The sequence below is a fragment of the Nocardioides nitrophenolicus genome (assembly GCF_016907515.1).
GTDB classification, from domain to species: domain Bacteria; phylum Actinomycetota; class Actinomycetes; order Propionibacteriales; family Nocardioidaceae; genus Nocardioides; species Nocardioides nitrophenolicus.
This window is the reverse complement of record NZ_JAFBBY010000001.1, coordinates 3,278,527-3,300,736: the sequence shown is the minus strand read 5'-3', so window position 1 is coordinate 3,300,736 and position 22,210 is coordinate 3,278,527. Positions and strand designations below refer to the sequence as shown.

Below are 22,210 nucleotides of genomic sequence, written 5' to 3'. Positions count from 1 at the left end.
GGTCAGTCCCAGTCCAGGCCGCCACGACGCCAGACATAGGCGTAGGCGACGAAGACGGTGGCGATGAACAGGACCATCTCGATCAGCCCGAACCAGGCCATCGCGTCGAAGCGCACGGCCCAGGGGTAGAGGAAGATGATCTCGACGTCGAAGACGATGAAGAGCATCGCGGTGATGAAGTACTTCACCGGGAAGCGTCCGGTCAGCGCCTGGGGAGTCGGCTCGATGCCGCACTCGTAGGAGTCGTACTTGGCGCGGTTGTAGCGCCGTGGCCCGACCATCGTGCTCATGACGACCGACCCGACCGCGAACAGCGCGGCCAGAGCCGCCAGCACCAGCACCGGCGTGTAGAGCTCCATGAGACTCCCTCTCGTGATCTTGTGAACAGAATCACTAGTGGCGTGCCACACATATTGCCACTGCTCGGAGACCTCGGCACAGGGGGGTGCCCAAAGCCGGCTCCGCGCCGCCCGGAAACCCGAAAACCGCCCCTGACCTGGGGATTTAACGCACGAGAGGGTTGCGTAATTCGGCGGGCGCAGGGGCGCGGCCCGTCAGGTCCACAGCGAGGTGACCGGAACGGCCCAGACGCCGTCGACCAGCTCGAAGGTGGCCTCACCCCGGTGGAGGACCACGGTCGCCAGGAGTCGGTCCCCGAGCTGTTCGCGCAACCAGAGCAGGTGCCGCGCGTCAGCGGGTCGCGGTTCCACGCCGGCCTTGACCTCCACCGCCACGAGCCCGTGGTCGAGCTCGATCAGCAGGTCGACCTCGCGTTCGCCGCCTTTGGTCCGGACGTGGTGCAGGACGCCGCCGAGTCGGTCGCACTCCGGGCGGAGCTGGGTCGCGACGAAGGACTCGAGGAAGCGCCCGGCCAGCGCCGGGTCGCGGCGCAGCTGGTCGGGCCCGATCCGCGCGAGGGCCAGAGCCAGCGCGGTGTCGACGTACTGCCGCTTGGGATAGGTGGTGATGCGTTTGATCCTGTTGCTCTCCCACGCCGGTAGGTCCGCTCTGATGTGGGTGCGGGTCAGCATCTGCTCATAGGCAGCCAGGGTCACCCGGTTGATGTCGGCAGAACGCCACAGGTACTCGTCGGGGACGGCTTGTGACTCACACTCGGCCAGCACCCGCAGCAGCCGGTTGACCCGCACCGGATCGCGCTTGTCCTCGACGCTCCGTTCGGCGATCGTGCCGGCGTAGGACCGCAGCCAGTCAGCACTCCCAGCGAGTCTCGCCGCGGCGGGGAACCCGGTGATCGCCAGGTCCCCGATGTCGAATCGTGGGTGTCGGCGTCCCGGCGTCGCGACCTGGCCGGCAAGCAGCCGCTCGAGCCACAGCGGCTCGGCGCCGCCTCCTTCGAGCTCTCGCCGGGTCATCGGACGCAGTGCGATCCGGACGCTGCGCCCCGTCAGCGGGTACGTCGGACCATATGCCTCGGGCTCGACCGAGCCGGCGAGGATGAAGCCTCCCGGCGCGGGATCTGCGTCGACGATGGACTTGGCGGCCCAGAGCAGCTCGGTGCCCGCCAACTGCCATTCATCGACCAGAACCGGACGAATCTCGTCGGCCAGGACTCCACCTGGATCCGCCTGGACGAATGCGAGGTCACGGGGGAATCGGAGCTCCGACGTGACCACCCGCGCGGCAGAGGTGGTCTTCCCGGCCGCTCGGGCACCGTCGAGCATGACGACCGGGAAGGTGTCGATCGCGGCAGCCAGAGCCTCGTCGGCGATCCGCGGAAGATAGGTCACGCCATCCAGAGTAGCGGTTTCGTCGGCTCGGCAGTAGCGGTTTCGTCAGGCCGGCAGCCGCGCCAGCCAGGCGTCCGGCAGCAGCTGCCGCGGGATGGTGACCCACTGTCGGCCGACCTCGTCGCGAGCGAGGACGACGACCGGCCCGGGCAGCACCCGGGTCAGCCGCTCCCAGGGCAGCTCACTGGCCCCCGCCGCCGTCTCGAGCCGCAGCGCCTCCGCGCTCGCCTCGGCGGCCACGGTGGCACCGACCGGGTACGCCGCGACGAGCATCCGGCGCACCGGGCCACGCGCGGAGAACCAGAACCAGGCAGCCATGGCGCCTGCGGCCACCGGGCCCAGGAGCAGGCCGGGCGTGTCCCAGCGGGCCGCGCCGAGCACCGCCAGGGCGCAGCCGAACAGGAGCACCAGGTAGAGCGAGAGCCGGCGCCACAGCCGCCAGGTCGTCGTACGGATCAGCGTGGCCTGCTCGGCCGCGGTGACGGTCCACTCCACGCGGCCGACGGACGGGTCCACGAGGCGGGTCAGGCCGTCGCGCGGTGCAGGGCGACGATGCCGCCCGAGAGGTTGCGCCACTCCGGCTTGGTCCAGCCCGCCTCGGCGATCAGGTCGGCGAGACCGCGCTGGTCGGGCCAGGCCCGGATCGACTCGGCCAGGTAGACGTAGGCGTCGGGGGCCGAGGAGACGGTGCGGGCGACGGCGGGCAGCGCCTTCATCAGGTACTCGATGTAGACGGTGCGCCACGGCGACCAGGTGGGGTGGCTGAACTCGCAGACCACCAGCCGCCCGCCCGGCTTGGTGACCCGGCGCATCTCGGCGAGTCCGGCGAGCGGGTCGACGATGTTGCGCAGCCCGAAGGAGATGGTGACCGCGTCGAAGGTGGCGTCGCGGAACGGCAGCCGGGTGCCGTCGCCGGCGGTGAACGGCAGGTGGGGCAGCTGCTTCTTGCCGACCTGGAGCATGCCGATCGAGAAGTCGCACGGCACCACCGAGGCGCCGGCGTCGAGGAAGGGCTGGCTGGAGGTGCCGGTCCCGGCGGCGAGGTCCAGCACCCGGTCGCCGTACGACGGGTCGACCGCGGCGAGCACGTCCCGCCGCCAACGGCGGTCCTGCCCGAAGGACAGGATGTCGTTGGTCAGGTCGTAGCGCCGAGCGACGGTGTCGAACATCCGTCGTACGTCGGCGGGCTGCTTGTCGAGCTCTGCGCGGGCCACCGCGGCAGCCTAGTCGTCGCCTCGCAGCTGCCTGTCGAGCAGGTCCCGCAGCTCGCGGTAGTGCCGCTCGGCGCCGGCCTCCTGGTAGCTGCTGGTGTCGGCCATGGTGAAGCCGTGGGGTGCGTCCGGGTAGACGGCGCTGGTGTGGGCCAGACCGGCTGCCGTCAGTGCCTCCTCGAGCCGCGCGATCGCGTCGGGCGCCATCGACGGGTCGTGGTCGGCGTGTGCGAAGACGTACGCCGCCCGGCTGGCCGGGAGCCCGAGGTGGGGGCTGTCCGGACGGCGACCGCGCCGCCCATGCAGTAGCCGGTCACGCCGAGCGGACCGTCCGCGACGGCACCGTCGCGGTGGAACAGGTGCGGCGCGAGGACCACGTACCCCCAGGAGGCGATCCGGTCGGACATCGCCTCCACGGCGCTCAGGCCTGGTGGGTGAGGGCCAGCACCTTGTCGACGTACGACGCGACCTCGTCGGGCGTCAGGCCGTTGGTGAACAGGTCGTAGGTGAGCCCGTTGACGGCCTTGCGGCACTGCACGCGGTAGTCGGCGCCGGTCGGCTTCTCGCCGGTGGGCGCGCCGGTGGTCTGGTCGACCGGGTCGCTCCACGCGATGGCGCAGTGGCTCCCGTCGATGTCCTCGAGCGCGTAGTGGGTCCCGGAGTCGGTGTCGTCGACGACGAACGGGCCACTGGGGTTGACCAGGCCGGCCTCGCCGGGGACCACGGTGACCGCGATCTGAGCGGGCACCGACTGCGCGGCGCTCGTCGCCTGGGGCACGTCGATGTACGCGCGGACGGCGGCTTCGCCGTACTGCGCCTCGAGGGCCTTCTGCGACGCGGCCTCGGACGCCTCGGTCTCCTTGACGAAGGTGGCGTAGCGCTCGGCGTCGGCGCCCGTCTGCTCCTGGGTGACCTTCTGGAGCGCGACGAACCGGTCGTCGAGCTTGGTCGGCAGCGAGGGCACCGCGGCGGTGTCGTCGACCAGCTTGGGGAGGCCGACGCCGAAGCCCACGGCTCCGGCGAGGAGGAGGACGCCGGTGGTGGCGCCCACGACGGTGGATCGTGCGATCGGCATCAGGCCATCATGCCGGGTCCACCTGAGCGCCGGCTGATCGCCCCGGCCGGCGGGTCAGAGGTCGGTGCCGTCGGCCAGCCGGGCGTACTCCTGACCGGCGGCCTCCAGGAACCGGCCGAACTGGGCGTCGGCCACGCCCAGGCCCTCGGGCGAGAACACCCGGTCGTGGATCGCGACGTTGCGGGCCGCGCCGACCGTGCGGGCGAAGTCGACGCCCTCGGAGACCCGCATCCACGGCGCGCACACCGGCGCCAGCAGTACGTCGACCGCGACCCCCGGCGGGAGGAGCGCGTCCCCCGGGTGGAACACGGTGGTCTCCCCCGCAGCGAGCAGGTAGCCGCTGTTGTGGAAGCGCGGCAGCTCCGGGTGGATCACGGCGTGCAGCTCGCCCACCGCCCGCACCTCGATCCCGCCGATGGTCCAGGCCTGGTCGGGCGCCACCACGGTGACCCGCTCCAGCAGGTCGGGGGCGTGCTCGCGGATCTGGGCGGCGACCGCGTCGATGGTGAAGATGGGCGCGTCGGTGGCCCGCAGGTGGTCCGGCGCGTAGTGGTCGGGATGCTCGTGGGTGATCAGCACCGCGTCGACGCCCTCGACCGACTCCCGCTGGCTCCACGCGCCGGGATCGAGGACGAGGGTGGTGCCGGCGTGCTCGAGGCGGACCGCGGAGTGACCGAACTTGGTGAGACGCATGCCGTCCAACCTACTGTTGCGCCTTGTGAACTGGGGACGCTGTGGGGCACTGGTCGTCGCGCTCGGGATGCCGGGGCTGGTCGGGTTGACGGTGGCACCCGCCCACGCGGCCGGGACCGAGCTGCACCAGGTCGTCGCCTTCATCGACCCGGCCGCGACCGTGACGATGGGCGGCCGGGCCTACTTCTCCGCCGACGACGGGATCCACGGTCGGGAGCTGTGGACCTCGGACGGTACGTCGGGCGGCACCCGGCTGCTCGAGGATGCCCATCCCGGCTCGGGCAGCTCCGTGCCGACCGACCTGGTCGTGGTCGGGAGCCAGCTCTACTTCACCGCCAGCGACGACATCCATGGCCGCGAGCTGTGGACCTCGGACGGGACCCCGAGCGGCACCCGGATGGTCAAGGACATCGCCGGCCCCCACCTGGACGCGTTGTCGGGCGAGGGCGCCGGGCTGACCGCGCTGGGCGGCGAGGTCTACTTCGCCGCCGACGACGGCGTGCACGGTCGGGAGCTGTGGCGCTCTGACGGCAGTGAGGCCGGGACCGTGCGGGTCGGGGGCAGCAACGACACCGGCAGCAGGCTGCCTCCCACGGCCGCCATGGCGGCGGTCGGCTCCACGCTCTACTTCGCGGCGGATCCGGGCGGCACGGGCTACGAGCTCTGGGCCTACGACGCCACCGACGGCTCCGCAGGGGAGGTCGCCGACCTCTATCCCGGCACCACTCCCGGGGAGGACGGCCCGGTCGTCAACAGCTCCACACCGGCCGGTTTCGTGGCTGATGGGAGCACCCTCTACTTCGTCGCCGACGACGGCACCGGTCCCAAGCTGTGGAAGATCGTCGACGGCACGCCGAGCCGGGTCACGAACCCGGCCGTCGGCAGCGATCCCACGATCGAGCTGGTCGACGGGCTGCTCGCCGTCATCGACCACGTCCTCTACTTCGCGGCCGACGACGGCGAGACCGGCACCGAGCTGTGGCGGTCCGACGGCACCCCCGGCGGCACCCGCCTGGTCACCGACCTCGAGCCGGACGGGCCGGGCGCGCTCTTCGGCGTCTCGCGGAGCGACACCGCCGTCGTCGACGGCACCCTCTACTTCGCGGCCGCCGACAAGGGCCAGCTGTGGTCCACCGACGGCACCGCCGCCGGCACCCACCGCGTCGCGGACCTCTCCCCCAGCTTCCTGGCCGCGTCCGGCAGCACCCTGTTCCTCACCGGCGACGACGGCACCGGCGCCGGGCTGTGGGTGCAGGGGGTTGCCGAGCCGTCCACGCCCCCGGCCGTCGTACCGACGACCAAGCCGGGCTGCACCGCGGCCACCACCGCGGCGGCAGGCGCCGCCGCCCAGGTCACCAGCGCCACGGTGAAGCTGAAGAAGGCGAAGAAGACCCGCAACCCGGCCAAGGTGAAGAAGGCGAGGAAGAGGCTCGCGAAGGCCAAGAAGGCCGCCGCGACCGCGGCAGCCGCCCAGGCAGCCGCCTGCGCCTGAGCGAGCGCGTGAGCTGCTGTCGGCGGATCGGACGACACCGCGGCCCCTGCCGGTCAGGCACGACGCTTCCTAGCATCGCGGCCATGAGTCCAGCCGCGCGCCGACGTACCCGCAGAGCACTCAGCCGGATCGGTGTCGCCGCAAGCGTGGCGGCGGCCGCACTGACCTGCCCGTACGCCGCGGGCGCGGCTGACGACGACCTGGTTCCACAGCTGGTCAAGGACATCGCGCCCGGCCCCGACGGCTCCTGGCCTGACGAGTTCGTGACCTTCGACGGCAGCATGTACTTCGCCGCTTTCGACGATGTCGCCGGCACCGAGCTCTGGAGATCGGACGGCACGAGCGCCGGGACCACCCTGGTCAAGGACATCGCCCCCGGGTCGACGACGTGCACCGACGAGGACCGCAGCTACGCCTGCCCGATCTCGTCGTGGCCCACGAACCTCGCCGTGTTCGGCGGGGCGCTCTACTTCTCGGCGGACGACGGCAGCCACGGGCGCGAGCTGTGGACGAGCGACGGGACGGCGGCCGGGACCGTGCTGGTCAAGGACATCAGCGCCGGCACCACGTCCGACGAGGACGGCACCCGACCCGCGGGGTCCTACCCTCGCTCGTTCACCCCGATGGGCGGGGCCCTCTATTTCACAGCCGATGACGGCGGCCATGGCGAGGAGCTGTGGCGCACCGACGGGACCGAGTCCGGCACCGTCCTGGTCAAGGACGTCAATCCCGCGACCGAGTCCTGGGCCGGGGTCGGACAGGTCCGTGCTGCCGGCGGCTACGTCTACTACATCAGCGACCGCGCGGACGGCCGGCGCGAGGTCTGGCGGTCCGACGGCACTGCGGCCGGCACCGTCCCCTCGGGGCTTCCCGGAGGCTCGTACTACGCCGACGACCCCTACCTCGTTCCGGTCGGTGACACCCTCTATGCGTTCACCGGCTCCGAGCTGTGGACGACGGACGGCACGACCGTCGACGACGTCGGGCCCGCGCCCGCGACCCGTGACTACGGCGGCGCCTCCTTCGCGAAAGTCCTCGGCGACACCGTCTTCTTCGCCGGCCACGGTCCGGACGGCGGCAACGAACTGTGGAAGACCGATGGGACCGCACCGGGGACGGTGCGGGTCAAGGACCTCTACGCGGGAGACCCCGACGACGAGGAGGACACCGACGGCAAGTTCATCAGCCAGTTCCGGGTGATGGGGGACGTCCTCTACTTCGTCGCCGATGACGTGACCCATGGCCGGGAGCTGTGGCGCAGCGACGGCACCGAGGCCGGTACGGCCATGGTCAAGGACATCCACCCCAACGAGGCGGGCGCGTGGAGCAACGGGCCCGAGATCCTCGCCGTGCTCGGCACCGAGCTGTACCTCACCGCCGACGACGGCAGCCGCGGCCGGGAGATCTGGCGCTCCGACGGCACGGCCGCCGGGACGGTGCTGGTCGCCGAGCTGAACCCGGGGAGCGCGGGAGTCGCGGGCGGATCGGGCGGCTGGGAGGAGAGCGTCGCTGCGTCCGTCTACGACGGTCACCTCTACTTCGGAGGCGACGACGGGCAGCGCGGCCGCGAGCTGTGGCGCCTCGGCAGCACCGCCGACTCCCCGGGCGACGTGACGCCGCCCGACACGGCCATCGCCGCGGGGCCGGCCGCGGGCTCGGTGAGCACCTCGAGCAGCGTCAGCTTCGCGTTCACCGCCGTCGGCGACGACACCACCCGCTTCCAGTGCCGGATCGACGACCAGCTGTTCGCTGCCTGCACCTCGCCGCACACCGCCACCGGGCTCGGCAGCACCACCCACACCTTCGAGGTGCGCGCGGTCGATGCCTCCGGCAACATCGACCCCACCCCCGCCGCGCGGACCTTCACCGTCGCCGTGCCGACGCCTCCCGCCGGCCCGACCAGCCCGACTCCCGCCCCGGCCTGCGCTCCCGCCACGAGCGCCGCAGCGGACGCCGCCGCTGATGTGACCAAGGCCAAGAAGCGGCTGACGAGGGCGAAGAGGTCGCACTCGGCGCCAAAGATCAAGAAGGCCCGGAAGAAGCTGAAGAAGGCGAAGGCCGCCGCCGCGCCGGCGAAGGCCGCCCAGGCCGCCGCCTGCGGCTGAGCCGGTGGCCGACGCTCCTCCGGGCTCGGATGCGGAGCCGTCCCGGGTCTCCTGGACCCACAGTGACGGGTTGCCCGACGTCCTGACCAATGCCGGGTGCTCGCTGCTGGTCAGCACCTACCAGGCCGGCCAGCTCGCCGCGATCGGCGCGGCCGACGGGCGCCTCACCGTCTCCTTCCGCGCCCTCCCCCGGCCGATGGGCGTGGCGGTCGACCCCGACGGCGCGGGGCTGCGGGTGGCGAGCCGCGACCAGGTCTGGCTGCTGGGGAGCGCACCCGGCATCGCGCCCGAGCTGCCGCCGGCCGGCACCCACGACACCTGCTACCTGCCACGTACGTCGACCTTCACCGGCGACATCCAGGCCCACGAGCTCGTCTGGCTGCACCCGCCGGGACGCGAGCCGCGACAGATCGTGGTCAACACCGCCTTCTCCTGTCTCGCCGAGATCGACGACCTTGCCAACTTCCGGCCCTTGTGGCGACCGCCCTTCATCACCCGGCCCGCCGCCGAGGACCGCTGCCACCTCAACGGCGTCGCCGTGCGCGACGGCCGCGCCTCGGCGGTGACCCTGATGGCGGCCACCGACGAGGCCCACGGCTGGCGGCGGCTGCCGAAGAGCAGCGGGGTCGTCCTCGACGTACCGAGCGGGGAGGTGATCACGTCCGGCCTGGTGATGCCCCACTCCCCGCGCTGGTACGACGGCCGGCTCCACGTGCTGAACTCGGGCCTGGGCCAGCTCCAGCGCGTCGACCTCGCCTCCGGCGCCCGCGAGACCGTCGCGGCGCTGCCCGGCTACACGCGCGGGCTGGCCCTGCACGCGGGACTCGCCTTCGTCGGCCTGTCGCGGATCCGCGAGACGGCCGTGTTCGGGGAGGTGCCGCTCGCCGCGCACCACGACCGGCTCAGGTGCGGCATCGGGGTCGTCGACCTCGCGACCGGCACGACCGTGGCGACCCTGCAGTTCACCTCGGCGGTCGAGGAGATCTTCGACGTGCAGGTGCTGCCCGGCGTCCGCAGCCCGGCGCTCAGCGGGCCGGACGGCCAGGAGGTCTGGCTGGCCTCGTGACGCGCGCGCTGTCGACCGATCGGACGACTGGGGCGACGGCGGCGGCCTTCCTACGCTCACGCCCGTGAGCAAGGGACAGCGTGCGGCACAGGACCGGAGCCGGGAACGGCGAGCGATCGCGAAGGCCCGGCGCCGACGCCTGCGCAAGGCGGCGGCCCGGTCCGGCGCCGCGGCGACGGTGGCCGCCCTCGCCTGGGGTGGGCTGGTCCTCCCGCCGGCCACCGCGGCCGACGGCGATCCGGTGCTGGTCGCGGACATCGCGCCCGGTGCGGGGGACTCCTTCGAGGACTGGGACATGAGCGCCTCCGCCGCCCTGGGGGAGATACTCCTCTTCGCCGCCGACGACGGCGTGCACGGTCGCGAGCTGTGGCGCACCGACGGCACGGCCGCGGGCACCCGGATGGTGAAGGACCTCGCTCCCGGGGCCGACGGATCCTGGCCCGGCGCGTTCGTCACCTTCGGCGACGTCGTCTACTTCTCCGCCCGGTCGGCACCCGGCACCGAGGACGGGCTGTGGCGGACCGACGGGACCGCCGCGGGCACCACGCTCGTCGTCCCGGATGCCGGCGTTGGGGAGATGTATGCCTGGCGCGGCCGCCTCTACTTCGAGGGCTACGACGAGGCACACGGTAGCGAGCTGTGGTCCAGCGACGGCACGCCCGCCGGGACCGCGCTGCTCAAGGACCTGAATACGCGGACCGAGACCTACGAGGGCACGACCCACCCGGAGAGCTCGTCGCCGTTCAGCTTCACCGCGCTCGGCGACCGGCTCTACTTCGCCGCCGACGACGGCGACCAGACCGAGCTGTGGGCGACTGACGGCACCGCCGCGGGGACCCGACCGGTCGTCGACCATCCCCCGGAGGACTTCTTCCACGCCCGGCGGCTGGCCGCCGTGGGCGACACCCTGTTCTTCAGCGGCTACGACACCAACGGTGAAGAGCTCTGGCGCAGCGACGGCACCCCCGCCGGTACCCGGATGGTCGTCGACCTCGCGCCGGGCAGCGACCCGATGTACGGGCCCAACAAGACCCGGCCGAACAACCTGACCGCGTTCGGCCAGGCCCTGTACTTCGAAGCCTTCGGCTCCCTGTGGACCTCCGACGGCACCGCGCAGGGCACGATTCGGGTGACCGACGCGGACACCGTCGACGACATCGCCGACGAGTACGGCGACCTGATCGCCACCGAGCACGCCCTGTACTTCTCGGGCCACGACGACGACCACGGCTACGAGCTGTGGCGCAGCGACGGCACCTCGGCCGGCACGGCACTGGTCCAGGACATCTACCCCGGCACCTCTCCCCGCTACGGCCGGGAGTACCCCAACAGCTCCCAGGCCCATGTCCTGGGGCGCACGCCGACCCGGCTGTACTTCACCGCCGACGACGGCAGCCACGGCCGGGAGCTCTGGTCGCTGTCCCTGGCCGATGTGCCCACCACGCCGGGCACCCCGGGCACCCCCACCACTCCGCCGTCAGGTGCGCCGACCCCCTCGGCGTGCGCCCCCGCCACCGCGGCCGCCACCACCGCCCAGGCCGAGGTGGCCAAGGCCAAGAAGCGGCTGGCCAAGGCCAAGAAGGCGCACCGCGCGGCGGCGGTCAAGGCCGCGAAGAGGAAGCTGAGGAAGGCAAAGAAGGCCGCTGCCGCCGCAGCCGCCGCGCAGGCGGCCGCCTGCGGCTGACGCTCACCGGCTCACAGCCCGGAGGCGACCACCGGCGCGAGAGCTCGTACCCTCTCGACGAGCACCTGGTCTCCCGCGCCGACACCAATGACCCTGAGCAGGAACACATGCGTGGCCGTCGCCGCGTACCGTCCGTTCTCGACATCGACGACGGCGCCGCTACCTGGTGCCGGCGCCTCGGGCGGTGGTGGATTGGCTCCATCCGGGGACCAGACCGCCAGCTCGAGCTGACTGCCACTCGCCCCGGCCCACACGCACTGCCCTCCGGTCGAGTCATCGACCGCGCCGAAGGTCGCGACCGGGTCCACCTCAGCAGGGCCGATGGCGGCGGTCACGTTCTCCTCCCGCAGGAGCGCACAGACGTCTGAGGGCATCGGTCGGCCCGAAGGCGCTGGGTCCGACGCGACGTTCGACGCCGAGGGTGATGCGTCCGCCGGCTCGGCATCCGGACGACCGGGCGGTGGCGTATCCGCACCGCAGGCGGTGGCCAGCATCAGAAGGCCGGCGGCAACTAGCGCGCCGATCATCCTCATGGCGCGGTGTATGCCCAGGCGAGAGCGAACAGCGACTGAGTGCTTGCGGCGAGGTCCGTCCAGCCGAGCACGAAGGTTCCCGCGTTGTTGAACGTGACATCGGCTTCGAAGGCCTTGCCGTTGAACCCGGCCACATTCGAGGTGCCATAGACATAGAGACAGACCTTGCCCGCGGGAGCGGTCGGTCCGGCGAACGAGCCGCTACACGCCGGATCGGCGTCGACGGGCATCACGTTCTGCATGTTGACTGCGTCGTTCCCGACCAACGGGGCGCTGGGCAGTGCGGGCAGCTGGAACGACTGCACGTGGCCACCGGCGACCGGACCGGTGAGATAGCTCGTGTACCAGGTGCCCACGACCGTCGTGCCGGAGGGAATCCTCTCCCACGGCGAGGTGTCCACCAACGCCTCACGAGAACCGGCCGGCAGGTCCGCCCAGCTCAGCGAACCGTCCAGCACGTCGGCTCCGTGAACGGAACCGTCCTTGATGTCGGCACCGGTGAGCGAGCCGTTCTTGATGTCCGCCGAGGTGACCGTGTTGTTCCGGATCTGCTTGCCGGTGATCATCGCGGCGGCGCTCGCGGAGCCGGCGCTCGCCACCAGCACCACCACGGCCCACGGCACGACAGCGCTCCACCGCACCCTGCTCCGCCATGCTCTCATCGCTGCCCCTCATCTGCGTCGTCCATCGGTTCGGACGCAAGAGTGGCGGCAGATGGGCGACTCCGGGGCGCGATCAGGCCCGAACCAGTGCTTGCCCTACGTCAGCTACGTGGTCTCCCTACTCGTCGACGCCGAGCAGGCGGGCCGCGGCGGCGGCTCGCGAGCTGACCCGGAGGGAACGCAGGACCGCCGACACATGCTTCTCGACGGTCTTGACGCCCAGGCTCAGCTCCAGCGCGATCTCGGCGTTCGAGCGACCGGCGGTCAGCGCCGCTGCCACCTGCCTCTGACGCGGCGTCAGCCGGTCCAGCACGGTCTGGTCGAGGACGGCAGCCGGACGAGCGGCACCGACGATGCCGACCCGGCTCGTCACGCCGAGCACGTCGAGAACCGCCGCGACATGTACCTCGACGGTGCGGGGGGAGACCACCAACAGCTCGGCGATCTCCTGGTTGCGCAAGCCGCGCGCGGCCAGCCGCGCGACCACGGTCTGGGTGGGAGTGAGCCGGTCCCAGCCGACACCGGGAAGAGGTCGTGGTCGCCGCCCCGATCGGGCGAGCGCGCGGACCAGCCAGTCGCGCAGGTCGTCCCCCGCCACGTCGACCATCAGCCGGGCGACGTCCGCCTCGGCGATCGCCCCGACTCCGTTCGTCCCGGCCTGCGCCGCCGCCAGCACGGCCCGGACACCTATCAGATGACTGCTCACGCCCGCCGCCCGACCGGCTGCCGCCGAAGCACGCCGCAGGCCTGCCTCGACCTCGCCACAGGCGACCCGGTGCCGAGCGTGCGCGGCCTCTCTGGCGGCGATCATCTGAGCGTTGTCCCCGAGGGCGAGGCGGTCGAAGTCCGCGAGAATCCACTCCGCGAGCTCCAGGTTCCCCCCGGCGATCGCTGCCTCGACGAGCAGGTCGTAGCCGTAGGCGCGCAGTGCAGGCGGCAGGAGCGGTAGGCCGGCACCGCCGCTGCCGTACCGCAGGAGCTCCGCAGCAGCGGCCGGGTACCCACACGACGCCAGACCGAAGGCGCCCACGAGCGCGAGCCCACTGTCGGCGTACGTGGCGGGGGCGACGATCAGCGCGCGCATCTGCTCGGCCACCGAGACCACGGCCTCGGTGTCGCCGCGAAGGCCCGCGACGAGAGCACGCAGACAGCGCACCGCCTGCTCAGCGACCGGAGTCGTCGCGTCCGCCGCGGCGAGGTCCAGCTCGTCGGTCGCCCGGGCGATCTCCCCCTGGAACAGCAGCCCACGGACGAGTGCCAGCCTCAACCACGTCCGCACCCGTCGATCACGGACGCCCAACTGGAGGGCCTCCGACGCGAGCCGCTCGCACTCGCGCAGAGCTCCCACGACGTGCGCGGCCTCGCAGGTGTGAAACACCGCCATTGCCCCGCCCAAGGTCGCCGGATCGGCGCCGTGCGTGTCGAGGGAGTCGCTGATCGTGGCGGAACAGAGCGCTTCGACCTGGCGCCGCACGGCGCGCTGGTAGGGCGAGTGGCCCTCCGACATCGCCACCCTGGCGAGCGCCTCGTCGAACCGCGCAGCGAAGAGAAGGCCGTAGGCCGCAACAGCCGATGCACCCGGCGACCTGTCCGGCGGGCCCGACTCGACCAGCCGGTCGGCGGCGAGACCGTCCATCACCGCGAGAACCCGGCTGGCCGCCGCGTCGTCGTCCATCTCGTCAGCCGGTCTGGTGGTGGACGTAGCACCAGCGCCAGTCCTCGTCGGGCTCGACCGAGCGCATCACCGGATGCTGGGTCTCGCGGAAGTGGGCGGTGGCGTGGCGGCTCGGGGAGGAGTCGCAGCAGCCGACCTCGCCGCAGGTCAGGCACATCCGCAGGGCCACCCAGCGGGTGCCCTCGGCGAGACAGCGTGCGCAGACCAGCTCGTCGGGCGGGTCGAGGAGCGGCGTGCTCGCGAGGTGCTCGCAGCCGTCGTTGCGCTGGATGCGGGTGCTGTTGCGCAGCTCGGCGCGGTCCGCCTCGGCCGCGTCGAGCATCGACTCCTCGACGTCGAGCATGGCCAGCACCTCGCTGACGATCTCCGACGGCACCGACCCGGTGGACCGGATCTCCAGCACCCGGCGACGCTCGGCCTCGATCATGTCGCCGCGCCAGCGGGAGTACAGGTCGCTGGGGCTCTCCTCGCCCTCGGTCGTCCCGAGCCGCTCCCAGGCGGCGAAGTTGCGCTGCTCGATGCGCTGGATGATGAGCGCCCGGACCTGGTGCGGGTCGTCGCAGTCGGCGGCCAGCTCGTCGAGGCGGTGGATGCCGGCCTTGGCCGCCTGCTGGAGCAGGGTGGCGCGGGCCAGGGCGTCGTCGTGCGGGTCGGGTGCGGGCACCCGCAGCCGGCGCGCGAGGAGCGGCAGGGTCAGCCCCTGACCGAGCAGGGTGCCGGCCACGACGGTGAACGCGACGATGAGCAGCACCTCGCGGTGGGCGGTGTCCTCGGGGACGGTGAAGGCGGCGGCCAGGGTCACCACGCCGCGCATACCGGCCCAGCCGATGAGGAACGAATAGCGCCACGAGCGCTGCTCGCCGGTCACCGGGTCCGGGCCGTGCCGCAGCAGGAAGGCCTGGCCGGCGAAGACCCACAGCATCCGCAGCACCACGACCGCGACGAACGCGGCGACGCAGGCCGTCACGATGGTGCCGACGCCGAACTCGCTGTCCCCCACCTCGCCCAGCAGCCAGTCGGCCTGCAGCCCGATGAGCAGGAAGACGGTGTTCTCGAGGACGTAGGCGATGGTGCGCCAGTTCATCCGCTCCGCGATCCGCGACTGCGCGGTCTGCAGCACCGGCGCGACGTGCCCGAGCGCGAGACCGGCGACCACGACCGCGACCACGCCGGAGGCGTGGATCTCCTCGGCCAGGATGTACGCCGCGAACGGGATCACCAGCGAGATCGCGGTGTCCATCAGCGGGTCGGTGATCTTCTTGCGCAGGAAGCCGACGACCACGAAGGCCAGCGCGCCGACCGCCACGCCACCTCCGGCGGCGATCACGAAGTCGCGCCCGACCTGCCAGGCGGTGACCGTCGTACCGATCGCGGTGACGGCGGCGCGCAGCGCGACCAGCGCGCTCGCGTCGTTGAACAGCGACTCGCCCTCGAGGATGGTGACGATCCGGCGCGGCAGGCCGATCCGGCGCCCGATCGCGGTGGCCGCGACGGCGTCGGGCGGCGCGACCACGGCGCCGATCGCGAGCGCCAGCGGCCACTCGATGTCGGGGATGACCAGGCGGACCACAGCGGCGACGCCGACCGTCGTGAACGCGACCAGCCCGACCGACAGCAGCAGGATCGGCCGGCGGTTGGCGTTGAAGTCGACCAGGGAGGTGTTGACCGCGGCGGAGTACAGCAGCGGCGGCAGCAGCCCGAGCAGCACCACCTCGGGCTCGAGCCGCAGCTCCGGCACGCCCGGGACGTACGACGCCGCGACCCCCACCACGACCAGGGTCAGCGGCGCCGGGATCTCGGCCCGCTCCGAGATCGCGGTGACGGCGAGCACCGTGGCCGCGATGGCCACGAGCAGGAGGGCGATCTCCACAGGGGTCCGTCCTTGTCTGGGGGTCGACGGCGTGCTGCCCCAACCTAAGGCGTGGCCCGGAGATTCCGCTCCCCGGCCGGGCGCCGATTCGGGGGATTCGCGGCCGGCGCCCCGTCGGCGCACCTAGCATCCCGGTCATGCCCTCGCCCGGACTCCGCCCGCGCCCGCTGGCAGCGGTGCTCGTCGTCGTGCTGATCTCGGCCGGCGTGCTGGTCTGGGCGCTCGGCCGCGGCCATGACCCGGCCCCTGCGGCGTCCGACGGGCCGGCGACGACCGCACCGGCGAGTGCGCCCGCGCTGCCCGCCGGTTCGCCGTCGCCGCCGCCCTCGTCGGCGCCCTCCGGCCCCCACGCCGCGCCCAGCACACCCCCCGACGGGGGCACCCCGACCGGCCGTCCGTCCGCGCACCCCTCCGACCGCCCGTCGGGGCACCCGACGGGCGTCCCGACCACCGGGTCCTGTGGTGCTCCGGCAGGCCGAGGGCCGGTGGCGCCGGTGCCGGCGGACGCGGCGGCGCCACGGATCCGGGCCCAGGTCACGGGCACTCTGCAGCTGCTGCGCGAGATGGCCCCGCCCTCGGCGGTCCAAGCGGCGGTGGACGGCCTGCGCAGCTACTACCGTCGCGTCGGCGAGCTGGCCCCCGACGGCGACGGATCTCTCGACGGCGCGGCCCGCAGCCAGGTCGAACAGCTCACCCAGGAGGTCTACGCGCGATTCGCGCCGCCCGTCCTGGACTATCTGAGCCGGCGCTGCTGACGAGACCGGACGACCCCACCGGGTAAAGAATTCCGGGAGTTTCCTCGCGGTCCGGCACGCCGTCACTACCTTCGCTCCCATGAGCATGGGCCAGCGCCAGGCACGCGAGAAGTCGATCCAGCGGCGAGCGGCGAAGAAGGCCGAGCGCAAGCTGCGCCGGCGTCGGCTGCGCAGCGCCGGCGCCCGCTCCGGCGCCGCCGTCGCCGTGACCGCTCTGGGCCTGTCCGGACTCGGCATGGCGCCCGCCCTCGCCGCCTCGACCGACCCGCACCCGGTGGCCGACATCCGGCCCGGTCCCGATGGCAGCGACCCCGGTGACAAGGCGGCGCTCGGCGGCTCGGTGCTCTTCGCGGCCACCACGCCCGGCAAGGGCACCGAACTGTGGAAGTCGGACGGCACCGCCGCCGGCACCGTCCTGGTCAAGGACATCTACCCGGGCACCTCGTCGTACACCTACAACGGGCACACCTACACCGACGACAACAGCTCGTGGCCCCGCGACTTCGTCGCGATGGGGGGCAATGTCTACTTCACCGCCTTCGACGAGGCGCACGGGCGTGAGCTGTGGAAGTCCGACGGGACGGCCACCGGCACCGTCCTGGTGAAGGACGTCAATCCGGGCAGCGCGGGCTCGACGTACTCCGGGTACGGCGAGTACGGCTCCGGCGGCACCAGCCTCGCCGTCATCGGGAACACCCTCTACTTCGCCGCCTACGAGGGCGAGCACGGCCAAGAGCTGTGGGCGTCCAACGGCACCACGGGCGGCACCGCGCTCCTCAAGGACATCACCCCGGGGACCAGGTCCGAGACCTACACCGACGACGACGGCGTCGAGCACACCTACACCTACCCGAACAGCTCGAGCCTGGACGGCTTCGCCGCGGCCGGCACCATGCTCTTCTTCTCCAACTGGGACGAGACCAACGGTCGGGAGCTGTGGAAGTCATCCGGCACGTCGGCCGGGACCGCGTTCGTCAAGGACATCTACCCCGGCACCACCACCGAGACGGACACCTACGTCGATGACGACGGCGTCGAGCACACCTACTCGTACACCTTCGCCAACAGCGCGGACCCCCGGGCGGTCGGCGCGATCGGCAACACGCTCTACTTCTCCGCGACCGACGGGACCAACGGCCGGGAGCTGTGGAAGTCCGATGGCAGCTCCGCCGGCACCTCGCTGGTCAAGGACATCTATCCCGGGACCTCGACGTACACCTACGTCGACGACGACGGCATCGAGCAGACGGTGACCGAGACGAACCAGTCCTCACCCACGGCTCTGGCCTCGGCGGGCTCTACCTTCTTCTTCTCCGCGCGTGACGAGGCCCACGGCCGCGAGCTGTGGAAGTCCGATGGGACGACGGGTGGCACCGTGCTCGTCAAGGACGTCTCCCCCGGCCCGCGCAGCGGCACGTACTCCTACGGCCAGGGAGCCGGCTCCGGCGCGATGGTCGGCAGCACGCTCTACTTCTCCGGGCGCGACCAGGCCAATGGCGCGGAGCTGTGGTCCTCCGACGGGACCACCGGCGGCACCGCGCTGGTCGAGGACCTGTTCCCGGGCACCTACTCCTACACCGACAACGGGCACACCTACACCTACCCGAACTCGGGCGGGCCGGGCAGCTTCGCCGCGACGGGGAGCATCCTGTTCTTCTCCGCCGACGACGCTGCTCGTGGCCGCGAGCTCTGGGTGATCGGCGTGGACGAGCCCGCGACCGGTGGCGGCGGTGGCGGCGGTGGTGCGGGGACGCCCGCCGTGAACCCGGCCTGCGCGCCCGCGACCACAGCCTCCGCGAACGCCGCCTCGGCCGTGGCCAAGGCCAAGGCCAAGCTCAAGAAGGCCAAGAAGTCCCACAACGCGGCCAAGATCAAGAAGGCGAAGGCCAAGCTCAAGAAGGCCAAGAAGGCGGCGACGGCGGCGGCCGCCAACCAGTCCGCGTCCTGCGCCTGAGGACGGGGTGGAGAGCTCCGAGAAGGCGACGGGCAAGGACGCCGGCACCCCCGTCTCCTGGACCCACAGCGCCTCCCTGCCCGAGATCCTGACGCGGGCCGGGTGCAGCCTGCTGGTCTCGACCTACCAGGCCGGCCAGCTGGTCGCGGTCGGTGTCGACGAGGGACGCGTCCACCTGTCCTTCCGGCACTTCGACCGGGCCATGGGCGTGGCGGTGGACCCCGCCGACGCGCCCAGCGCGGCCGGACGGGCCGGCCCGGGCCTGACCGTGGGCTCGAAGAACCAGGTGTGGTCGCTGCGCTCCTTCCCCGGCATCGCACCCCAGCTCCCCGGCGCCAGGTACGACGGCTGCTACCTGCCGCGCAGCTCCATCTTCACCGGGCCGATCCAGGGCCACGAGGTGGTCTGGGGGCGCGACCCGGACGGCGCAGCCGAGCTGTGGCTGGTCAACACCGCCTTCTCCTGCCTGGTCGGGATGACGGACGCCGAGAGCGCGGAGCACAACTTCGTGCCACGCTGGCGCCCGCCCTTCATCAGCTCGATGGCCGCCGAGGACCGGTGCCACCTCAACGGGCTGGCGCTGCGGGACGGGCGGCCGGCGTACGTCAGCCTGATGGCCGCCACGGACGAGCCCTCCGGCTGGCGCAGGCTGCCGAAGGCCAGCGGGATGATCCTCGACGTCGCCTCGGGGCAGCCGGTCACGACCGGCATCGTGATGCCGCACTCACCGCGGTGGCACGACGGCCAGCTCTACGTCCTCAACTCGGGGATGGGCCACCTGCAGCGCGTCGACCTCGCCTCGGGCCGCCGGGAGGTGGTCGCGGCACTGCCCGGCTACGCCCGCGGCCTGGCCGTCCACGACGGCCTGGCGTTCGTAGGGCTCTCGCGGATCCGGGAGACCGGCATCTTCGGCGACGTCCCGCTCGCGGAGTACCACGACCAGCTGAAATGCGGCTTCGGCGTGATCGACCTGGCCTCGGGGACGACCGTGGCGACCTTCGAGTTCACCCAAGCGGTCGAGGAGATCTTCGACGTCCAGGTGCTGCCCGGCGTCCGGTGCGCCGCGCTGAGCGGCCCGGACACCGGGGAGATCTGGATCGCCTAGCAGCCGCTAGGTGGCCTCGGCGAGCCCGCGGATCCGCAGGTCCAGCTCGCGTCGCCCGGCCCGGGACACGACGGCCTCGACGACCTCGATGCCGCCGTTGGGGCTGGCGAGCGCCTGCTCCAGCTCGGGGCGCGAGCCGACCCGCAGGTGCGGGACCCGGGCGGCGGCGCAGAGCGCCGCGAGGTCGTGACCGTGGGGGGTGCCGAAGAGCCGCTCGAAGGAGGCGGCGTGCTCGGGTGCGCCCTGCTCCAGCATCGAGAAGATGGCGCCCCCGTCGTCGTTCGGTACGACGATCGTCAGGTCGGGGCGCGGCTCGTCGGGTCCGAGCACGAGCGCGGTCTGGTCGTGCAGGAAGGTCAGGTCGCCCATCAGGGCGAGGTTCCGGGTGCCGTCGGGGCGGCCCAGTGCGGCGCCGATGGCGGTGCTGATGGTGCCGTCGATGCCGGCGAGACCGCGGTTGGCGACCACCTTGCGCCGGGTGCCGACGGCCGGCGGGCGGAGCATCAGGTCGAGGTCGCGGATCGGGCTGGAGGCGCCGACGACGAGCAGGCCGCCGGCGGGCAGGGCGGCGTGGGTGGCCGCGGCGACGTCGTACGGCGTGAGGGCGGGCTGCTCGGCGAGGAGGCGGTCGAGCCGGCGCCCCAGCTCGCGGTCGGCCTCGCGCCAGGCGCCGAGCCAGGCCGGGTCGTCGGGTGCGCCGGACCAGGTGGGGCCGTCGACCGTGGTGGAGCCAGGGGGCCGGACCGGCCAGACGCCGGGCCCCGGGACCACCAGCACCTCGACGTCGGCTCGCTCGAGCAGCCGGGTGACCGGCCGGGACAGGGTCGGCCGGCCGAACACCACGACCCGCTCGATCGACGCGCCGAGCTCGGTGCCGAGCAGCAGCCGGTAGGTGCGCAGCGCGTTCTCACCGGTCCGCGCGCCGCTCGACGGCTCGGCCAGCAGGGGCCAGCCGGCGTCCTCGGCGAGCCGGCGGGCGGGCGGCCCGGCGCTGTCCCCGGCCACCACCACGGTCCGGGGTCCCGGGGCGAGCGGGTTCTTCTCGCGCATCTGACGAATGGGCTGCGAATCGGGCGAGATGACAGCCCATTCGTCAGATGCGCGGGGGACGGGCGGCACCAGCGGAGCGTCGAGCTGCAGGTTGAGGTGGACCACCGAGTCCCACGCAGCGGGTACGGCGGCCACCTCCGCCACCGAGGTGAGGTCGTGGGTGGGGACCAGGGGGCCGAAGATGCCGACCTGGTCGGTGGTCTGGTTGGCGCCGGTACGACGCAGCCGGGCCGGCCGGTCGGCGGAGACGACGACCAGGCCGATGCCGGCGTGCGCCGCCTCGAGGACGGCGGGATGCAGGTTGGCGACGGCGGTGCCGGAGGTGGTCAGCACGGCCGCGCGCGCTCCCGACCTGGTCAGCCCCAGAGCGAGGAAGCCGGCGGTGCGCTCGTCGATGCGCGTGTGCAGCCGGAGTACGCCGGCCTGCGCCGCCGCCCACAGCGCCATCGCCACCGGAGCATTGCGGGAGCCGGGAGCCACCACGACCTCGGTCACGCCGGCACGCCGGAGCCGGGCGACGAGGGCCTCCGCGAGCGCGAACGAGCTGTCGGTCATGGCCGCTGATCCTTCCGTACCGCCCGCACCGCCCGCACCTCCCGCACCTCGGCGAGCCGCGCCTCCCAGTGCGCCACCCGCTCGGGCGCGGCCCCGAGGGCGTCCAGCCGCGCCTCCTCCACCGCCGGCCGTACGACGGGCAGTGCGCCGTCGACGGGCAGCAGCGGCGTGGCGGCGACGTCGTCGGTGAGCAGCTGCACCGTGGCCAGCCCGCACGCGTAGGGCAGCTCCGGCAGCGCCGCCGCCAGCGCCACCCCGGCGGCGATCCCGACCGAGGTCTCCAGCGCGCTCGACACCACGACGGGCAGGCCGATCCGCTCGGCGATCTCCAGGCAGGCGCGGACCCCGCCGAGCGGCTGCACCTTGAGCACCGCGATGTCGGCCGCGTCGAGCTCGCGCACCCGGTAGGGGTCCTCGGCCCGACGGATCGACTCGTCGGCCGCGACCGGCACCGACACCCGGCGGCGGACGAGCGCGAGGTCCTCGACGGAGGCGACCGGCTGCTCGGCATACTCCAGGCCGCCGGCGGCCCGGTCCAGCCGGGCGATCGCGGCCACCGCCTCGTCGACCGACCACCCGCCGTTGGCGTCCACGCGGATCCGGCCCCCGGGGCCCAGCGCGTCGAGCGCGGCGCGCACCGCCTCCAGCCGGGCCTCCTCCTCGGCGAGGCTCTGCCCCGGCTCGGCGACCTTCACCTTCGCGGTCCGGCAGCCGCCGGCGAGCACGATCTCGTGCGCCCGCTCGGGACCGACGGCCGGCACGGTCACGTTGACCGGCACCCGGTCCCGCACCGGCTCGGGCCAGGCGCCCGCGGCGGCCTCCTCCGCGCAGCGCAGCCAGGGCTCGGCCACCTCGGGTGGGTACTCCAGGAACGGGCTCCACTCCCCCCAGCCCGCGGGACCGCGCACCAGCGCCGCCTCGCGCACGGTGATCCCGCGGAACCGGGTCCGCATCGGGATCGACACCACCCTCATCGC

General features: G+C 72.8%; 20 protein-coding genes. 7 read left to right on the top strand and 13 right to left on the bottom strand.

Translation table 11 applies throughout. The annotated features are described in order from the left end of the window. Positions 1-2: 2 nt before the first annotated feature. The 7 genes from JOD66_RS16085 to JOD66_RS16055 all read right to left on the bottom strand — a co-directional run bounded on the left by JOD66_RS16085 (position 3) and on the right by JOD66_RS16055 (position 4,727). A complete protein-coding gene (locus tag JOD66_RS16085; protein WP_204837860.1) occupies positions 3-359 on the bottom strand; it encodes an NADH-quinone oxidoreductase subunit A in 357 nt (118 codons plus the stop codon). 195 nt (positions 360-554) lie between these two features. Continuing rightward, positions 555-1,748 (bottom strand): ATP-binding protein, encoded by a 1,194-nt coding sequence (locus JOD66_RS16080; protein WP_204837859.1) that lies wholly within the window; start codon positions 1,746-1,748, stop codon positions 555-557. 45 nt (positions 1,749-1,793) lie between these two features. Further along, positions 1,794-2,243, bottom strand: a complete 450-nt coding sequence (locus JOD66_RS16075) for a hypothetical protein (protein ID WP_204837858.1) — start codon at positions 2,241-2,243, stop codon at positions 1,794-1,796. Positions 2,244-2,272: 29 nt separating this feature from the next. Then, on the bottom strand, positions 2,273-2,962 hold the full coding sequence (locus JOD66_RS16070) for a demethylmenaquinone methyltransferase (protein ID WP_204837857.1): 690 nt from the start codon (positions 2,960-2,962) through the stop codon (positions 2,273-2,275). A 9-nt stretch (positions 2,963-2,971) separates the two neighbouring features. Continuing rightward, on the bottom strand, positions 2,972-3,265 hold the full coding sequence (locus JOD66_RS16065) for a dienelactone hydrolase family protein (RefSeq protein ID WP_239546373.1): 294 nt from the start codon (positions 3,263-3,265) through the stop codon (positions 2,972-2,974). Between the two features lie 115 nt (positions 3,266-3,380). Then, positions 3,381-4,034 carry a hypothetical protein gene (locus tag JOD66_RS16060; RefSeq protein WP_204837856.1) on the bottom strand — a complete coding sequence of 218 codons (654 nt, stop codon included), beginning with the start codon at positions 4,032-4,034 and terminating at the stop codon, positions 3,381-3,383. 54 nt (positions 4,035-4,088) lie between these two features. Further along, entirely contained in the window at positions 4,089-4,727 is a 639-nt protein-coding gene (locus JOD66_RS16055; RefSeq protein ID WP_204837855.1) for an MBL fold metallo-hydrolase, read from the bottom strand. 25 nt (positions 4,728-4,752) lie between these two features. On the opposite strand from JOD66_RS16055, the gene JOD66_RS16050 reads away from it, so the two are divergent. From JOD66_RS16050 to JOD66_RS16035, 4 genes are all read left to right on the top strand, one after another. Next, the gene (locus JOD66_RS16050) at positions 4,753-6,219 is read left to right on the top strand and encodes an ELWxxDGT repeat protein (protein WP_204837854.1); all 1,467 of its coding nucleotides are present in this window, start codon (positions 4,753-4,755) and stop codon (positions 6,217-6,219) included. 83 nt (positions 6,220-6,302) lie between these two features. Then, positions 6,303-8,324: an ELWxxDGT repeat protein gene (locus JOD66_RS16045; RefSeq protein WP_204837853.1), complete on the top strand. Its 2,022-nt coding sequence runs from the start codon at positions 6,303-6,305 to the stop codon at positions 8,322-8,324. Between the two features lie 4 nt (positions 8,325-8,328). Continuing rightward, a complete protein-coding gene (locus tag JOD66_RS16040) occupies positions 8,329-9,390 on the top strand; it encodes a TIGR03032 family protein (protein ID WP_204837852.1) in 1,062 nt (353 codons plus the stop codon). Between the two features lie 64 nt (positions 9,391-9,454). Beyond that, positions 9,455-11,074 (top strand): ELWxxDGT repeat protein, encoded by a 1,620-nt coding sequence (locus tag JOD66_RS16035; RefSeq protein WP_204837851.1) that lies wholly within the window; start codon positions 9,455-9,457, stop codon positions 11,072-11,074. Between the two features lie 11 nt (positions 11,075-11,085). Here JOD66_RS16035 and JOD66_RS16030 read toward each other — a convergent pair whose 3' ends face one another. From JOD66_RS16030 to JOD66_RS16015, 4 genes are all read right to left on the bottom strand, one after another. Continuing rightward, the gene (locus JOD66_RS16030) at positions 11,086-11,607 is read right to left on the bottom strand and encodes a hypothetical protein (RefSeq protein ID WP_204837850.1); all 522 of its coding nucleotides are present in this window, start codon (positions 11,605-11,607) and stop codon (positions 11,086-11,088) included. After that, positions 11,604-12,230 (bottom strand): hypothetical protein, encoded by a 627-nt coding sequence (locus JOD66_RS16025; protein WP_204837849.1) that lies wholly within the window; start codon positions 12,228-12,230, stop codon positions 11,604-11,606. Before JOD66_RS16025 ends, JOD66_RS16030 begins: the two co-directional genes overlap by 4 nt. A gap of 157 nt (positions 12,231-12,387) precedes the next feature. Then, positions 12,388-13,944 (bottom strand): response regulator transcription factor, encoded by a 1,557-nt coding sequence (locus tag JOD66_RS16020; RefSeq protein ID WP_204837848.1) that lies wholly within the window; start codon positions 13,942-13,944, stop codon positions 12,388-12,390. Between the two features lie 4 nt (positions 13,945-13,948). After that, positions 13,949-15,814 (bottom strand): Na+/H+ antiporter, encoded by a 1,866-nt coding sequence (locus JOD66_RS16015; RefSeq protein WP_204837847.1) that lies wholly within the window; start codon positions 15,812-15,814, stop codon positions 13,949-13,951. Positions 15,815-15,951: 137 nt separating this feature from the next. Between JOD66_RS16015 and JOD66_RS16010 the strand changes: the two genes are divergently transcribed. From JOD66_RS16010 to JOD66_RS16000, 3 genes are all read left to right on the top strand, one after another. Continuing rightward, positions 15,952-16,569 (top strand): hypothetical protein, encoded by a 618-nt coding sequence (locus tag JOD66_RS16010; RefSeq protein ID WP_204837846.1) that lies wholly within the window; start codon positions 15,952-15,954, stop codon positions 16,567-16,569. Between the two features lie 79 nt (positions 16,570-16,648). Then, positions 16,649-18,523, top strand: coding sequence for an ELWxxDGT repeat protein (locus JOD66_RS16005; RefSeq protein ID WP_204837845.1), 1,875 nt, complete (start codon positions 16,649-16,651; stop codon positions 18,521-18,523). Positions 18,524-18,530: 7 nt separating this feature from the next. Further along, positions 18,531-19,628 carry a TIGR03032 family protein gene (locus JOD66_RS16000; protein ID WP_204837844.1) on the top strand — a complete coding sequence of 366 codons (1,098 nt, stop codon included), beginning with the start codon at positions 18,531-18,533 and terminating at the stop codon, positions 19,626-19,628. A 6-nt stretch (positions 19,629-19,634) separates the two neighbouring features. Here JOD66_RS16000 and menD read toward each other — a convergent pair whose 3' ends face one another. Continuing rightward, positions 19,635-21,233: a 2-succinyl-5-enolpyruvyl-6-hydroxy-3-cyclohexene-1-carboxylic-acid synthase gene (gene menD / locus JOD66_RS15995; RefSeq protein WP_204837843.1), complete on the bottom strand. Its 1,599-nt coding sequence runs from the start codon at positions 21,231-21,233 to the stop codon at positions 19,635-19,637. Next, positions 21,230-22,207 carry an o-succinylbenzoate synthase gene (locus JOD66_RS15990; protein ID WP_205126421.1) on the bottom strand — a complete coding sequence of 326 codons (978 nt, stop codon included), beginning with the start codon at positions 22,205-22,207 and terminating at the stop codon, positions 21,230-21,232. The genes menD and JOD66_RS15990 overlap by 4 nt, the downstream gene beginning before the upstream one ends. Positions 22,208-22,210: the final 3 nt, after the last annotated feature.

Excerpts from the sequence above, each read along its gene's own strand:
- JOD66_RS16010 (WP_204837846.1), top strand. The coding sequence starts at position 15,952 with ATGCCCTCGCCCGGACTCCGCCCGCGCCCGCTGGCAGCGGTGCTCGTC.
- JOD66_RS16045 (WP_204837853.1), top strand. The coding sequence starts at position 6,303 with ATGAGTCCAGCCGCGCGCCGACGTACCCGCAGAGCACTCAGCCGGATC.
- JOD66_RS16060 (WP_204837856.1), bottom strand. The coding sequence starts at position 4,034 with ATGCCGATCGCACGATCCACCGTCGTGGGCGCCACCACCGGCGTCCTC.
- JOD66_RS16005 (WP_204837845.1), top strand. The coding sequence starts at position 16,649 with ATGAGCATGGGCCAGCGCCAGGCACGCGAGAAGTCGATCCAGCGGCGA.
- JOD66_RS16085 (WP_204837860.1), bottom strand. The coding sequence starts at position 359 with ATGGAGCTCTACACGCCGGTGCTGGTGCTGGCGGCTCTGGCCGCGCTG.
- JOD66_RS15990 (WP_205126421.1), bottom strand. The coding sequence starts at position 22,207 with ATGAGGGTGGTGTCGATCCCGATGCGGACCCGGTTCCGCGGGATCACC.
- JOD66_RS16030 (WP_204837850.1), bottom strand. The coding sequence starts at position 11,607 with ATGAGGATGATCGGCGCGCTAGTTGCCGCCGGCCTTCTGATGCTGGCC.
- JOD66_RS16020 (WP_204837848.1), bottom strand. The coding sequence starts at position 13,944 with ATGGACGACGACGCGGCGGCCAGCCGGGTTCTCGCGGTGATGGACGGT.
- menD (WP_204837843.1), bottom strand. The coding sequence starts at position 21,233 with ATGACCGACAGCTCGTTCGCGCTCGCGGAGGCCCTCGTCGCCCGGCTC.
- JOD66_RS16055 (WP_204837855.1), bottom strand. The coding sequence starts at position 4,727 with ATGCGTCTCACCAAGTTCGGTCACTCCGCGGTCCGCCTCGAGCACGCC.